The sequence below is a fragment of the Pseudomonas rossensis genome (assembly GCF_039888995.1).
Classification (GTDB): domain Bacteria; phylum Pseudomonadota; class Gammaproteobacteria; order Pseudomonadales; family Pseudomonadaceae; genus Aquipseudomonas; species Aquipseudomonas rossensis.
The window spans coordinates 1-15136 of record NZ_JBBWCB010000128.1 but is presented as its reverse complement, the minus strand read 5'-3'; the positions used below and the strand labels follow the sequence as shown (position 1 = coordinate 15136).

At 58.3% G+C, this 15136-nt stretch carries 15 protein-coding genes; 14 read left to right on the top strand and 1 reads right to left on the bottom strand.

Annotated elements, in window-relative coordinates:
• Positions 1–36: 36 nt before the first annotated feature.
• The 6 genes from tilS (at position 37) to ispD (ending at position 6721) form a co-directional block, all read left to right on the top strand.
• Positions 37–1365, top strand: coding sequence for a tRNA lysidine(34) synthetase TilS (tilS, locus tag WLY71_RS24720; RefSeq protein WP_347805634.1), 1329 nt, complete (start codon positions 37–39; stop codon positions 1363–1365).
• 274 nt (positions 1366–1639) lie between these two features.
• Positions 1640–3271 (top strand): CTP synthase, encoded by a 1632-nt coding sequence (gene pyrG / locus WLY71_RS24715; protein WP_046046291.1) that lies wholly within the window; start codon positions 1640–1642, stop codon positions 3269–3271.
• Between the two features lie 5 nt (positions 3272–3276).
• Positions 3277–4122, top strand: a complete 846-nt coding sequence (kdsA, locus tag WLY71_RS24710) for a 3-deoxy-8-phosphooctulonate synthase (protein ID WP_046054578.1) — start codon at positions 3277–3279, stop codon at positions 4120–4122.
• 156 nt (positions 4123–4278) lie between these two features.
• Positions 4279–5568, top strand: coding sequence for a phosphopyruvate hydratase (gene eno / locus WLY71_RS24705; RefSeq protein ID WP_033059918.1), 1290 nt, complete (start codon positions 4279–4281; stop codon positions 5566–5568).
• A gap of 170 nt (positions 5569–5738) precedes the next feature.
• A complete protein-coding gene (gene ftsB / locus WLY71_RS24700) occupies positions 5739–6017 on the top strand; it encodes a cell division protein FtsB (RefSeq protein WP_008028992.1) in 279 nt (92 codons plus the stop codon).
• Positions 6014–6721 (top strand): 2-C-methyl-D-erythritol 4-phosphate cytidylyltransferase, encoded by a 708-nt coding sequence (gene ispD, locus WLY71_RS24695; protein WP_347805633.1) that lies wholly within the window; start codon positions 6014–6016, stop codon positions 6719–6721. Before ftsB ends, ispD begins: the two co-directional genes overlap by 4 nt.
• A 100-nt stretch (positions 6722–6821) precedes the next feature.
• Here the strand turns inward: ispD and WLY71_RS24690 are convergent, their stop codons facing one another.
• Positions 6822–7718, bottom strand: a complete 897-nt coding sequence (locus WLY71_RS24690; RefSeq protein WP_347805636.1) for a LysR family transcriptional regulator — start codon at positions 7716–7718, stop codon at positions 6822–6824.
• A gap of 107 nt (positions 7719–7825) precedes the next feature.
• On the opposite strand from WLY71_RS24690, the gene WLY71_RS24685 reads away from it, so the two are divergent.
• The 8 genes from WLY71_RS24685 to rpoS all read left to right on the top strand — a co-directional run bounded on the left by WLY71_RS24685 (position 7826) and on the right by rpoS (position 14961).
• The gene (locus WLY71_RS24685) at positions 7826–8938 is read left to right on the top strand and encodes an S-(hydroxymethyl)glutathione dehydrogenase/class III alcohol dehydrogenase (protein WP_033059912.1); all 1113 of its coding nucleotides are present in this window, start codon (positions 7826–7828) and stop codon (positions 8936–8938) included.
• An 8-nt stretch (positions 8939–8946) separates the two neighbouring features.
• Complete coding sequence (gene fghA / locus WLY71_RS24680; protein WP_134418759.1) at positions 8947–9792, top strand: S-formylglutathione hydrolase; 846 nt, start codon at positions 8947–8949, stop codon at positions 9790–9792.
• A 43-nt stretch (positions 9793–9835) separates the two neighbouring features.
• Entirely contained in the window at positions 9836–10309 is a 474-nt protein-coding gene (gene ispF, locus WLY71_RS24675) for a 2-C-methyl-D-erythritol 2,4-cyclodiphosphate synthase (protein WP_010462780.1), read from the top strand.
• The gene (truD, locus tag WLY71_RS24670; RefSeq protein ID WP_347805632.1) at positions 10306–11364 is read left to right on the top strand and encodes a tRNA pseudouridine(13) synthase TruD; all 1059 of its coding nucleotides are present in this window, start codon (positions 10306–10308) and stop codon (positions 11362–11364) included. Before ispF ends, truD begins: the two co-directional genes overlap by 4 nt.
• Entirely contained in the window at positions 11352–12101 is a 750-nt protein-coding gene (surE, locus tag WLY71_RS24665) for a 5'/3'-nucleotidase SurE (RefSeq protein ID WP_347805631.1), read from the top strand. Before truD ends, surE begins: the two co-directional genes overlap by 13 nt.
• A gap of 41 nt (positions 12102–12142) precedes the next feature.
• Complete coding sequence (locus WLY71_RS24660; RefSeq protein WP_173860469.1) at positions 12143–12778, top strand: protein-L-isoaspartate(D-aspartate) O-methyltransferase; 636 nt, start codon at positions 12143–12145, stop codon at positions 12776–12778.
• A 212-nt stretch (positions 12779–12990) separates the two neighbouring features.
• Positions 12991–13848, top strand: a complete 858-nt coding sequence (locus tag WLY71_RS24655) for a peptidoglycan DD-metalloendopeptidase family protein (RefSeq protein WP_347805635.1) — start codon at positions 12991–12993, stop codon at positions 13846–13848.
• 105 nt (positions 13849–13953) lie between these two features.
• Positions 13954–14961 carry an RNA polymerase sigma factor RpoS gene (rpoS, locus tag WLY71_RS24650; RefSeq protein ID WP_054047143.1) on the top strand — a complete coding sequence of 336 codons (1008 nt, stop codon included), beginning with the start codon at positions 13954–13956 and terminating at the stop codon, positions 14959–14961.
• Positions 14962–15136 lie beyond the last annotated feature (175 nt).

Below are 15136 nucleotides of genomic sequence, written 5' to 3'. Positions count from 1 at the left end.
CTCCTACAGGGGATTTATGTGGAATGATCGATCTCTATGAGTCCTTCCAATATCGATCTGTCTGCCAGGTTCCTGCTAAACCTGAGCCCCTGGCGCACCGCCACAACCTGGCGCATCGCCTTCTCCGGTGGTCTCGACTCCACCGTTCTGCTGCACCTTCTCGTACACCTCGCGAAAACCGACGCCCTGCCGGCGCTAAGCGCCATCCATGTTCATCACGGCCTTCAGGCTGCGGCTGATGCGTGGCCGGACCATTGTCAGTCGGTCTGTGATGCGTTGGGTGTGCCGCTGCAGGTTGTTCGCGTGCAGGTTCAACCCGGCGCCAGCCTTGAGCGTGCTGCCCGGGATGCGCGATATGCCGCGTTCATCGAGGCGACTCAGGCCAATGAAGTGTTGATGACTGCCCAGCACCGTGACGATCAGGCGGAAACGTTGTTATTCCGGCTGTTGCGTGGGGCAGGGGTGAGGGGATTGTCGGGGATGCCACGCCAGCGCCCACTCGGTAAAGGGCAGCTGCTGCGGCCATTGCTCGATGCCACTCGGGCTGAACTTGAAGCCTATGCGGCGGAGCATCGGCTGAGCTGGATTGAAGACCCATCGAACCAGGATCGGCAATTCTCGCGAAATTACCTTCGCCATCAGGTGTTCCCGGTATTGACCAAGCGCTGGCCGCAAGCGGTAACGACCATGGCCCGCAGCGCTGCACATTTGAGTGAAGCGCAGGGATTGCTCGATGAGCTTGCGCAAATCGACCTGACTGACGCCAGCATTGCCAATGATTTTGATTGGCTGGGATTGCCGTCCCTGGAACTGGGGGCATTGGAAAGGCTGTCTGCTGCTCGTCAGCGTAATGCCTTAAGTCATTGGCTCGAACAGCTGACGCGACTGCCGGACAGTGACCATTGGTCGGGTTGGGAGAATTTACGTGATGCCACCGGCGATGCCTGCCCGATCTGGCGGCTGGCGGATGGCGAACTGCATCGGGCGGGAGGGCGCATCTGGTGGTTGTCCGGTAGCTGGTTGCGCACGCCGCCAGTCGTTGGAATCTGGCCTGATCCCTCGCTATCGCTGGTGTTGCCGGACAACGGTGTGATCACACTTACCGGCCAAATCCCCGATGGTCCGCTGCATATCCGCTATCGTGAGGGAGGTGAGGTGATGAATCTGCCCGGTCGCGGCCATCGCGATCTGAAGCGATTGCTCAATGAAAGCGGCGTGCCGGGTTTCGCCCGTGGCAGATTGCCGCTGCTCTACCGAGACGAGCAATTGCTGGCGGTGGCCAACCTGCGGGGCTTGGGCGGCAGTGTAAAGGACCGTTGGAATTTGCATTGGCAGCCGCCGACCGAAGATCAAGGTTTGAGCTGAAAGGGGCTTTCCGGTAGACTACGCTCCCTTCTTGATACAACTTCTGTGGATTCGCCTGAATTGCAGGAGTTGCCGATTACCAAGCAGTCTTTGCTGGGCGATTCCAAAAAATGTGTAGCGAGCAACGTACCGGTGTTTCATCTTCCGGTCTGTCCCAACGCGGCGGTTTTTTTGAAAGGTGCACTGTGATTAATGCAGGTGATCGGGGGCTTCGGCCTTCCTTCGCTTTCCCCGGCGGCTCGGACCGCTTTAACGCAGACTTCTAGGGTTTTTCATGACGCGCTACATATTCGTCACGGGCGGTGTTGTTTCTTCATTGGGGAAAGGCATCGCATCGGCTTCATTGGCGGCCATCCTGGAGGCGCGGGGACTTAAGGTCACCATGCTGAAGCTGGACCCGTACATCAACGTTGACCCGGGCACCATGAGCCCGTTCCAGCACGGTGAAGTGTTCGTCACCCACGACGGCGCCGAGACCGACCTGGACCTGGGCCACTACGAGCGGTTCATCCGCACGACCATGACCCAGAACAACAACTTCACCACCGGCCGTGTCTACGAACACGTCCTGCGCAAAGAGCGCCGTGGTGATTACCTGGGCGCCACCATTCAGGTGATCCCGCACATCACCGACGAAATCAAGCGCCGGATCATCAAGGGCGCCGGCGATGCTGACGTGGCCATGGTCGAGATCGGTGGCACCGTGGGTGACATCGAATCCCAGCCTTTCCTCGAAGCCATCCGTCAATTGCGTTTCGAAGTCGGCGCCAAGCGCGCGATGCTGATGCACCTGACACTGGTGCCGTACATCGCCACTGCCGGCGAAACCAAAACCAAGCCAACCCAGCACTCGGTCAAGGAACTGCGTTCCATCGGCCTGCAGCCTGACGTGCTGGTCTGCCGTTCCGATCACCCGATCGACATCTCCTCGCGTCGCAAGATCGCTCAGTTCACCAACGTTGAAGAACGTGCGGTGATTGCGCTGGAAGACGCCGACACCATCTACAAGATCCCGGGCATCCTGCACGCCCAGGGCCTGGATGATTTCGTTGTCGAGCGTTTCGGCCTGCAATGTGGCGGTGCCGATCTGTCCGAGTGGGAAGCCGTGGTCGACGCCAAGCTCAACCCTGAGCATGAAGTCACCATCGCGATGGTCGGCAAGTACATGGAATTGCTGGACGCCTACAAGTCGCTGATCGAAGCGATGAGTCACGCCGGCATCAGCAACCGCACCAAGGTCAACCTGCGCTACATCGACTCCGAAGACATCGAAAACCAGGGCACTGCGCTGCTGGAAGGTGTCGACGCGATTCTGGTACCTGGCGGCTTCGGTCTGCGTGGCGTGGAAGGCAAGATCACTGCCGTTCAATACGCTCGCGAAAACAAGGTTCCGTACCTGGGCATCTGCCTGGGCATGCAAGTGGCCGTGATCGAGTTCGCTCGTAACGTGCTGGGCTGGAAAGACGCCAACTCCACCGAGTTCGATCGTGCAAGCGGTCACCCGGTCGTGGGACTGATCACCGAGTGGGAAGATGCCACCGGCGCCGTCGAAACCCGTACCGAAACGTCCGATCTGGGCGGCACCATGCGCCTCGGCGCTCAGGATTGCCTGCTGGAGTCGGGTTCCCTGGTGCATGATTGCTACGCCAAGGACGTGATCGTCGAGCGTCACCGTCACCGCTACGAAGTGAACAACAACCTGCTGCCGCAAATCATGGAAGCCGGTCTGAAAATCACCGGTCGTTCCGGTGATGGCGCCCTGGTAGAAGTGGTTGAAGCCCCGGATCATCCATGGTTCGTCGCTTGCCAGTTCCACCCTGAGTTCACCTCGACACCACGCGACGGTCACCCGTTGTTCAGCGGTTTCGTTAAAGCAGCTTTGGTTCAACACCAGAAGAAGGCGTAAATCCGATGGCCCAGAAGATCATCCGCGTAGGCGATATCGAGATTGCCAACGACAAGCCAATGGTGCTTTTCGGTGGCATGAACGTGCTGGAAAGCCGTGACATGGCGATGCAGGTCTGCGAGGAATACGTAAAGGTCACCGAGAAACTCGGTATCCCTTACGTGTTCAAGGCCAGCTTCGACAAGGCCAACCGTTCCTCCGTGACCTCTTACCGTGGCCCCGGCCTGGAAGAGGGCATGCGGATTTTTCAGGACATCAAGCAAGCGTTCGGCGTGCCGATCATCACTGACGTCCACGAGCCTGATCAGGCCGCGGTCGTCGCTGAAGTCTGCGATATCATCCAGCTGCCGGCCTTCTTGTCGCGCCAGACCGACCTTGTGGTCGCGATGGCCAAGACCGGTGCGGTGATCAACATCAAGAAAGCCCAGTTCCTCGCACCTCAGGAAATGAAACACATCCTGAGCAAATGCGTGGAAGCGGGTAACGATCAGTTGATCCTCTGCGAACGCGGTTCGAGCTTCGGTTACAACAACCTGGTCGTCGACATGCTCGGCTTCGGCATCATGAAGCAGTTCGAGTACCCGGTGTTCTTCGACGTGACACACGCGCTGCAAATGCCCGGCGGTCGTTCCGATTCCGCCGGCGGTCGCCGCGCCCAGGTCACCGACCTGGCGAAAGCCGGTATGAGCCAGTCTTTGGCCGGCCTGTTCCTTGAGGCCCACCCGGACCCGGACAACGCCAAATGCGACGGCCCTTGCGCCTTGCGTCTGGACAAACTGGAGCCATTCCTGGCCCAGCTCAAAGCTTTGGACGAACTGGTGAAGAGTTTTCCGACGGTAGAAACCGCGTAATCCTCATTTCTCCGGTAAAGTACCGCACGAATTAATGCTCAGGCCCTCGGGTCTGGGCCTTATCGTCCGCAAGTCTGCCCGCTGCACATTACTTGCCGGCGATACAAGATTTCCTTCAGCTGCGTCGTTTTCGTCAACTTTGGAGTGTTTACAACAATGGCAAAAATCGTCGACATCAAAGGTCGTGAAGTTCTCGACTCCCGTGGCAACCCCACCGTGGAAGCGGATGTGCTTCTCGATAACGGCATCATCGGCAGTGCTTGCGCGCCGTCCGGTGCTTCCACTGGCTCGCGTGAAGCGCTCGAGCTGCGTGATGGCGACAAGAGCCGTTACCTGGGCAAGGGCGTACTCAAAGCCGTCGCCAACATCAACGGTCCGATCCGCGACCTGTTGAAAGGTGCAGATCCAAGCGACCAGAAAGCGCTGGATCACGCGATGATCAAGCTCGACGGCACTGAAAACAAAGGTTCTCTGGGCGCCAACGCGATCCTCGCCGTTTCCCTGGCAGCCGCCAAGGCCGCCGCACAGGACCAGGACCTGCCGCTGTACGCTCACATCGCCAACCTGAACGGCACCCCGGGTGTTTACTCGATGCCGGTTCCGATGATGAACATCATCAACGGTGGCGAACACGCCGATAACAACGTCGACATCCAGGAGTTCATGGTTCAGCCAGTAGGCGCCAAGTCTTTCTCGGAAGGTCTGCGCATGGGCACCGAGATTTTCCATCACCTCAAAGCCGTTCTGAAGGCCCGTGGCCTGAGCACTGCTGTGGGTGACGAAGGTGGTTTCGCACCGAACCTGGCCTCCAACGAAGACGCTTTGAAAGTGATCTCCGAAGCCGTGGCCAATGCCGGTTACAAACTGGGCACCGACGTGACCCTGGCACTGGACTGCGCTGCCAGCGAATTCTACGAAGACGGTAAATACAACCTGTCCGGCGAAGGCCAGGTGTTCACCGCTGAAGGTTTCGCTGACTACCTGAAAGGCCTGACCGAGCGTTACCCGATCATCTCGATCGAAGACGGTCTGGACGAGTCCGACTGGGCTGGCTGGAAAATCCTCACCGACAAGATCGGCGAGAAAGTCCAACTGGTAGGCGACGACCTGTTCGTGACCAACACCAAGATCCTGAAAGAAGGCATCGATAAAAAGATCGCCAACTCGATCCTGATCAAGTTCAACCAGATCGGCACCCTGACCGAAACCCTGGAAGCCATCCAGATGGCCAAGGCCGCTGGTTACACTGCCGTTATCTCGCACCGCTCCGGCGAAACCGAAGATTCGACCATTGCCGACCTGGCCGTGGGCACTTCGGCTGGCCAGATCAAGACCGGCTCCCTGTGCCGTTCCGATCGTGTTTCCAAGTACAACCAACTGCTGCGTATCGAAGAGCAGTTGAATGGCAAAGCCAAGTACAACGGTCGCAGCGAATTCCGCGGTTAATCGTTAACTGGTAAAAGACACCGGATTGTGTCGGAAAAATCGCTACAGCGATGGATTTGCCACTAATCTGATGCCTTATAAGCACAAGCCTGGGTCTTCCAGGCTTCGTGCTATCAGAAGCTTCAAAGTTTTGGCATGGCTGTCTTTTTTCACTGGATACCTGATATTCGATGCGCAGTCCCAATTGGTTGTTCCTCGTTTTGCTCCTGCTGCTGGCTGGCCTGCAATACCGCCTGTGGGTGGGTAATGGCAGTCTGGCGCAAGTGGCCGAACTGACTCAGCAGATCGCAGATCAACACGCTGAGAACGAGGGGCTGCTTGAGCGCAATCGGGTGATGGACGCTGAAGTCAGTGAATTGAAAAAGGGCATGGAGACCGTTGAAGAGCGGGCTCGTCATGAGTTGGGCATGGTCAAGGACGGTGAAACCCTTTACCAGTTGGCTCAATGAATCCCTCGTTACCGGCCTTCTGGGCTGTAATTCCTGCCGCGGGCGTCGGTGCCCGTATGGCCGCGGACCGTCCCAAGCAATACTTGCAGCTGGGCGGGCGCACTATTCTCGAACACAGCCTCGGCTGTTTCCTTGATCATCCTTCCCTGAAAGGGTTGGTGGTCAGTCTTGCTGTTGATGATCCTTATTGGCCGAACCTGGCGTGTGCTTTCGATCCGCGAATTCAGCGGGTTGAAGGCGGCTCCGAGCGTTCCGGGTCGGTGCTCAATGCGTTGCTGCATTTGCATGCACAAGGCGCTGACGATGAGGATTGGGTACTGGTTCACGATGCCGCGCGGCCGAATCTGAGCCGTGATGATCTGGACAAGTTGCTGGGTGAACTCGCAGATGATCCGGTTGGCGGACTGCTGGCGGTTCCGGCACGCGATACCCTCAAGCGGGTGGACAAGCACGGTCGCGTGATTGAAACCGTGGATCGCAGTGTGATCTGGCAAGCCTATACGCCGCAAATGTTTCGACTTGGCGCGTTGCATCGAGCGTTGGCGGACAGTCTGGTGGCCGATGCAGTTATCACTGACGAAGCTTCGGCGATGGAGTGGGCGGGTCTGGCGCCGCGGTTGATTGAAGGTCGGTCGGACAACCTCAAGGTCACGCGCCCTGAAGACCTGGAATGGCTTCGTCAGCGTTGGGCTAACCGCCGTTAAAAGATCGCAGCCTCGTTTCACTCGACAGCTCCTACACATTGCGGTGAACGCAGGCAATGTAGGAGCTGTCGAGTGAAACGAGGCTGCGATCTTTTGATCTTCAAACGCTGTACTCCGGCCTCAACGCCAACCCCTCCTTCAAATAATCCACCAACTTGCGCACCTTGGGCGACAGATGCCGTTGCTGTGGATAAAGCGCCCAAACGGCCGTGTTGGGCGGTTGATGCGCATCGAGCAGCGAAATCAGTTCGCCGTTTTTCAGGTGCTCCAGGACGTAATAGTCCGGCAGCTGACACAAACCCACGCCCTGTAGCGCCGCATCCAGCACCGCTTGCCCACTGTTGCAGCGCCAGTTTCCCTGCACTCGTTGGGAAAATTCCCGCCCGTTCTGTTCAAGTTGCCAGAGGTCAGAGCTGCCGATCAGGCAATTATGCCGGCTCAGTTCCGACAAGCTATGCGGGCGGCCGTAGCGTTCCAGATAGGACGGCGATGCGCACAGGTACATGCGTCGTGGCGCCAGACGTGTCGCTACCAGCCGCGAGTCCTGCAGGCGACCGAGACGGATCGCCAGGTCCAGGCCTTCGTGCACGAGGTCGAGTTGACGATTGCTCAGTTCGATGTCGATCCGCAGTTGCGGATAGAGCCCCATGAAACGCGTTACCAGCGGCACGATAAAGCGCTCGCCGTACGCTACGGCGCAGGTCATGCGCAACATGCCTTTGGGTTCGCTAGTCAGGTCGCCCACCGCTCGCAGTGCTTCTTCGCGACCATCCTGTAGGCGCTGGCAATGTTGCAGAAAGGTTTGCCCTGCTTCGGTCAGCGTGACCCGGCGGGTGCTGCGATAAAGCAGTCGCGTCTGAAGTCGCTCTTCGAGGCGTACTATTTGTCGACTGATGTGGGAGGACGAAACCCCGAGGCGTTCCGCGGCAGCCGTGAACTGGCTGCACTCGGCCACGGCGACGAACTCGTCGATACCTTCCCACCGGTTTTCGGATATCAAGGATTATCCCTGTATGGCAATAATGTTTTGCTTTTGTCCGGATTATTCACCGTCAGGCGGTGTATTACACTCCCTGTCTCGTTTTTATTCACTGGAGAGTCCACATGATCAAGTCGCGCGCTGCCGTTGCCTTCGAGGCCAAGAAACCCCTCGAGATCGTTGAAGTCGATGTCGCCATGCCAAAGGCCGGTGAAGTCCTGCTGCGTGTGGTTGCCTCCGGTGTCTGCCATACCGATGCCTACACGCTGTCGGGCGCGGACCCGGAAGGTATCTTCCCGTCGATCCTCGGTCACGAAGGTGGCGCGGTGGTTGAGGCGATCGGTGAGGGCGTGACCTCCGTTGCTGTCGGCGATCATGTGATCCCGCTGTACACCCCGGAATGCCGCCAGTGCAAATTCTGTCTGTCGGGCAAAACCAACCTGTGTCAGGCGATTCGCGCGACTCAGGGTAAAGGCCTGATGCCAGATGGCACTTCGCGCTTTTCCTACAAAGGCCAACCAATTTTCCACTACATGGGGACGTCGACGTTCTCCGAGTACACCGTGCTGCCGGAAATCTCCGTCGCCAAAATTCCAAAAGAAGCACCACTGGAAAAAGTCTGCCTGCTGGGCTGCGGTGTCACCACCGGCATCGGTGCAGTTCTTAATACCGCCAAGGTAAAACCAGGTGATACCGTCGCCATTTTCGGCCTCGGCGGCATTGGTCTGTCGGCGGTGATCGGCGCCGTCAAAGCCAAGGCTGCGCGGATCATCGCCATCGACATCAACCCGGCCAAATTCGAGATCGCCAAGCAGTTGGGTGCAACCGATTGTGTGAACCCGAAAGACTTCGATCGTCCCATTCAGGAAGTCATCGTCGACATGACCGATGGCGGCGTCGACTTTTCCTTCGAATGCATCGGCAATGTCCAATTGATGCGTGCCGCACTTGAGTGCTGCCACAAGGGTTGGGGCGAGTCGGTCATCATCGGTGTGGCCGGTGCCGGCCAGGAAATCTCCACGCGTCCATTCCAGCTGGTGACCGGTCGCGTTTGGCGCGGTTCGGCGTTCGGCGGTGTGCGTGGCCGTACCGAGTTGCCGAGCTATGTCGAGATGGCCGAAACCGGCGAGATCCCGCTGGATACTTTCATCACCCACACCATGGGCCTGGAAGATATCAACAAGGCGTTCGACCTGATGCATGAAGGCAAGAGCATCCGTTCCGTCATCCATTTCTGAGGTCGGTCATGAGCCTGGAAAATATCTCCTGCCAGAAGAGCTTCGGCGGCTGGCACAAACGCTATCGGCACCGCTCCGATGTGCTCGGCTGCGACATGGTGTTTGCCGTGTACCTGCCGCCGCAAGCGGAGCAGGGCGGCAAGTTGCCGGTGCTGTACTGGTTGTCCGGCCTGACCTGCACCGACGAAAACTTCATGCAAAAGGCCGGCGCCATGCGCATGGCCGCCGAGCTGGGGCTGATCATCGTTGCCCCGGACACCAGCCCTCGCGGTCCTGATGTGCCGGGTGATCCGGATGGCGCCTGGGACTTCGGTCTCGGTGCCGGGTTTTATCTGAATGCCACGCAGGAACCCTGGTCGCGACACTATCGGATGCATGACTATGTCGTGCAGGAATTGCCTGCATTGGTCGAAGCCCATTTCCCGGCCTCGGACAAGCGCGGCATCAGCGGTCATTCCATGGGCGGCCACGGCGCGCTGGTCTGCGCGTTGCGTAATCCGGAGCGTTATCAGTCGGTGTCGGCATTCTCGCCGATCAACAATCCGATGGATTGCCCTTGGGGGCAGAAAGCCTTTTCCCGCTACTTGGGGGAAGACCGGTCGAAATGGCGCGAGTGGGATGCCTGCGTCCTGATTGCCGAAGCGAACGAGAAGTTGCCGTTGTTGGTCGACCAAGGTGATCGCGACGATTTCCTGGCCACCCAGCTCAAGCCTGAAGCCTTGCAACAGGCCGCCAAACTGGCCGGTCATCCGCTGACGTTGCGCTTGCAACCCGGCTACGACCACAGCTATTTCTTCATCGCCAGCTTCATTGACGACCACTTGCAGCATCACGCACGCGCCCTAGGCGCCTAATGCAGGTAGAATCACGCCCTGACAAAAATCGGGGCGTTTTTTTATGCGTATTGGCCACGGCTATGATGTGCACCGTTTCGCTGAAGGCGATTTCATTACTCTGGGCGGCGTGCGCATTGCACACGGCTTCGGGCTGCTCGCTCACTCCGACGGTGACGTCCTGCTGCACGCCTTGAGCGATGCCTTGCTCGGCGCCGCTGCGCTGGGTGATATCGGCAAACATTTTCCGGACACCGACCCGACATTCAAGGGCGCCGACAGCCGAGTGCTGTTGCGTCACGTCGTCGCACTGATCCACGCCAAGGGCTGGAAAGTCGGCAACGTCGATAACACCATTGTCGCCCAGGCGCCGAAAATGGCCCCGCATATCGAATCGATGCGCGCGCTGATTGCCGCGGATCTTCAAGTTGAGTTGGATCAAGTGAACGTGAAAGCTACCACCACCGAAAAGCTCGGCTTTGTCGGTCGCGAAGAAGGCATTGCCGTGCACTCCGTTGCCTTGTTGCTGCGCGCATGAACGAACTGCAATTGCTCGGCCCACGTGCCTATGGCGAAGCCCTCGGCACCGCAGTATTGAAAGCCACGGCGGAAGATTTTCAGGTCGATGAAGTCCTCAATATTCCCCTCAGTGGCGACGGTGAACACTTGTGGATCTGGGTGGAAAAGCGCGGTCTGAATACCGAAGAAGCAGCACGGCGGATCGCCAAGGCGGCGGGCGTGCCATTGCGCACCGTCAGTTACGCGGGCCTCAAGGATCGTCAGGCGCTGACTCGCCAGTGGTTCAGCGTGCAGCTGCCGGGCAAGGCCGATCCTGATCTGTCGGCGGCAGAAAACGATACGCTGAAGATCCTCAAGACCGGCCGGCACAAACGCAAGCTGCAACGCGGTGCTCACTCAGCCAATGGCTTCACGTTGAGACTGACGCAATTCGCTGGCGACAAAGCGGCGATCGAGGAGCGTCTGCAACTGATCGCCAAGCAAGGTATTCCCAATTATTTCGGTGCCCAGCGTTTCGGATTTGACGGCGGCAACGTGGTCGATGCCCGTGCATGGGCGGCGCGTAAAGCGTTGCCGGAACAGCGCAACGTGCGTTCGCGTCTGCTCTCTACGGCGCGCAGTTTTCTGTTTAATCAGGTGTTGGCGGCGCGTGTCGCCGATGGCAGCTGGCAGTGTGCTCAGGTCGGCGATCTGCTGGCCTTCACCGACAGCCGCAGCTTCTTTCCGGCAGGTGAAGCCGAGTGCAGCGACCCGCGTCTGGCGATTCTCGATCTGCACCCGACCGGTCCGCAGTGGGGCGAAGGTGACTCGCCGGCCACTGGCGCTGTCCATGAACTGGAGCAGGCAATCGCCACTCGCGAAGCAGACTTGCGTGATTGGTTGATTAACGCCGGTATGAGCCACGAACGTCGCATCCTGCGGCTGCCCATTGGTGGGTTGACGTGGCATTATCCCGAGCCTGACATTCTGCAACTGGAATTCGTCCTCCCGGCCGGATGCTTCGCCACCGTATTGGTGCGCGAGCTCGTTGATCTGGTGCCGGTGGGGCAGACGGACAGCCCATGCGTATTCTGATTTCTAACGACGATGGGGTAACCGCACCCGGACTCGCCGCGCTTTATGCTGCGCTGGCGGATTACACCGAATGCGTGGTTATCGCCCCGGACCAAGACAAAAGCGGCGCCAGCAGCTCGCTGACGCTCGACCGTCCGTTACACCCGCAAACCCTGGTCAACGGCTTTATCAGCCTCAATGGCACACCGACCGATTGCGTGCACCTGGGCCTCAATGGCTTGCTGGAGCGCGAGCCGGACATGGTGGTTTCGGGCATCAACCTGGGCGCCAACCTGGGTGATGACGTGTTGTATTCCGGCACCGTGGCGGCGGCCCTTGAGGGACGTTTCCTGGCGCGTCCTTCGTTTGCCTTTTCGTTGGTCTCACGGCAAGTGGAGAACCTTCCCACCGCCGCGTACTTTGCGCGCAAACTGGTAGAGGCTCACGCGGACCTTGAACTGCCACCGCGTACGGTACTGAACGTGAACATTCCCAATTTGCCGCTGGACCACATCCGCGGTATTCAGCTGACCCGCCTCGGACATCGCGCTCGTGCTGCAGCGCCGATGAAAGTGGTCGATCCGCGCGGTAAATCCGGTTACTGGATTGCGGCGGCGGGGGATGCCGAAGACGGTGGCCCGGGCACCGATTTTCATGCGGTGATGCAAGGCTATGTTTCAATCACCCCACTGCAACTGGATCGCACCTTTAATGATGCCTTCAGAAGTCTCGATGGCTGGCTGGAGGGGCTGAACTAATGGCTCGTGAACAAGACGATATTCTGCGTCGTGGCATCGGGATGACCTCACAACGGACCCGTGAGCGCCTTATTCAGCGCCTGTATGAAGAGGGAATTTCCAACGCCAAGGTGCTGGAAGTCATTCGCCGTACACCGCGTCACCTGTTCGTCGACGAGGCGCTGGCTCACCGTGCCTACGAAGACACGGCGCTGCCGATCGGCAATAACCAGACCATCTCGCAGCCTTATATGGTGGCTCGCATGAGCGAGTTGCTGCTGGAGGCAGGTCCTCTCGACAAGGTGATGGAAATCGGCACCGGCTCGGGCTATCAGACGGCGGTGCTGTCGCAACTGGTCGAGCGGGTATTTTCCGTCGAGCGCATCAAGGTTTTGCAGGATCGGGCCAAGGAACGCCTGGTGGAGCTGAACCTGCGCAACGTGGTGTTCCGCTGGGGCGATGGTTGGGAAGGCTGGCCGGCGCTGGCGCCGTACAACGGCATTATCGTGACCGCGGTGGCGACCGATGTACCTCAGGCGCTGCTTGATCAATTGGCGCCGGGAGGGCGGCTGGTGATCCCGGTCGGATCGGGTGAGGTTCAACAATTGATGCTGATCATCCGGGAAGAGCAGGGCTTTTCCAGGCGTGTTCTGGGGGCTGTTCGCTTCGTCCCGTTACTCAATGGGCCGCTCGCCTGAGCATTTGTTTCAGCGCGCTGAATTCTCTTCGATTGCTCCTGTCTTACAGCGGCATCGATCAGTTAAACGGGATTCATCGTCAGGCAGCAAACGTGTGCGCGAAGTCATTTCGCTTCATTAAAGGTAAAGCCTGCACGGCTCGTTATACTTGCGACATTTCAATGCCGGAACACGGCAATCCACATTTTCAGCCACCACAAAGGGAGCGGCGGGTGAGTCTCACAGTCATTGCGCAGCGAATGGGTAAAACGAGCTTTCAGCGCCTGGTGACTGGCCTTGTCTTGAGCACCTTGCTGGTCGGTTGCTCCAGCAACAAATCGAGCGATGTACGCATCGTCGATCGCAACAACGCCGTCGCCCAGCGTCCGGCAGTGACCACGGGTCAATACGTCGTCCGACCTAAAGACACCTTGTTCTCCATCGCATTTCGCTACGGCTGGGACTACAAAGCCCTCGCGGCACGCAACAACATTCCTACGCCTTACACGATCCATCCGGGTCAGACGATTCGCTTTGACGGTCGCACCGGTTCAACGCCGACGCCGGTGGCCAGCTCCATAGATTCAACGCCTTCTTCGTCGCTGAAAACCACGGTTATCCGGCGCCAGGCGAATGGCGCAACCACCAGCACAGCAGTGGTTGGACCGTCCGTCGCCAGCAAGTCGACCCCTGCTCCGATGCCTCCTGCCGGTCCGGCCCCGACCGGCTGGGGGTGGCCATCTAATGGCATTCTCATTGGAAAATTCTCTTCAAACGGCAGTTTGAATAAAGGAATTGATATCGCCGGGGATTTGGGACAGCCTGTTTTAGCTGCGTCTGATGGGACGGTGGTATACGCCGGGAGTGGCTTAAGGGGCTACGGCGAATTAGTCATCATCAAACACAGCGATACCTACGTCAGTGCCTACGGACATAACCGCAGGCTGTTGGTTCGGGAGGGGCAGCAGGTCAAGGTCGGACAGACAATTGCCGAAATGGGGTCAACGGGTACAGACCGGGTGAAGCTGCATTTTGAGATTCGCCGACAAGGTAAACCTGTAGATCCGCTGCAATTCCTGCCACGTCGTTGATCGCTTTCCAGTCTGTTCCGTCGCGTAGAGGGAACAGGCTCCAGCGTTGCCAAGGATAGAGGCGCCGCTTGAGCCTGAGGTCGAACTCACCAAAGGACTATAACAATGGCTCTCAGTAAAGAAGTGCCGGAGTTTGACATCGACGATGAGGTTCTCCTGATGGAGACCGGCATCGCTACGGATTCGATGTCGAATGATGAAGGGGCTGCTCCACCTTCCGTTCGTGCCAAATCCAAACACTCCGCCTCGTTAAAGCAACACAAGTACATTGACTACACGCGTGCACTCGATGCCACGCAGCTGTACCTCAATGAGATTGGCTTTTCCCCTCTGCTGTCCCCCGAAGAAGAAGTTCATTTTGCGCGTTTGTCGCAAAGTGGAGATCCGGCTGGGCGCAAACGCATGATTGAAAGTAACCTGCGGCTGGTGGTGAAAATCGCCCGGCGTTACGTCAATCGTGGCCTGTCGCTGCTGGACCTGATCGAAGAGGGCAACCTCGGTCTTATCCGGGCAGTAGAGAAGTTCGACCCCGAGCGCGGCTTCCGCTTTTCGACCTACGCGACCTGGTGGATTCGTCAGACCATCGAGCGCGCGATCATGAATCAGACCCGGACCATCCGGTTGCCGATTCATGTGGTCAAAGAGCTCAACGTGTACCTGCGGGCTGCACGGGAGCTGACGCAAAAACTCGATCACGAACCCTCACCCGAAGAGATTGCCAACCTGCTGGAAAAACCAGTGGGAGAGGTCAAGCGCATGCTCGGCCTAAACGAGCGGGTTTCTTCGGTCGACGTCTCGCTGGGTCCGGATTCGGATAAAACCCTGCTGGACACCCTTACCGATGACCGTCCAACCGATCCATGTGAACTGTTGCAGGATGACGACCTGTCCCAGAGCATCGATCAATGGCTCTCGGAGCTGACCGACAAGCAACGTGAAGTGGTGATACGCCGCTTCGGCCTGCGCGGTCACGAGAGCAGCACGCTTGAAGATGTAGGCCTGGAGATTGGCCTGACCCGGGAGCGGGTCAGACAGATTCAGGTTGAAGGCCTGAAGCGTCTTCGGGAGATTCTCGAGAAGAATGGCCTGTCGAGCGAGTCGCTGTTTCAATAAGCAATTTGCTGGCTGGCATTAAAAAGCCCTGACTGGTTCAGGGTTTTTTATTGCCTGGGAGACAGGCTGGGAGTTCCCTCCGTAACCCCTCTGGTTTGTAGTCTCTCGCTGTAAGTGTTTGCTTACTCTTTCGTAAGTGTTCGGTAATTTCATGGGTAGCAGCCGTACATATTCC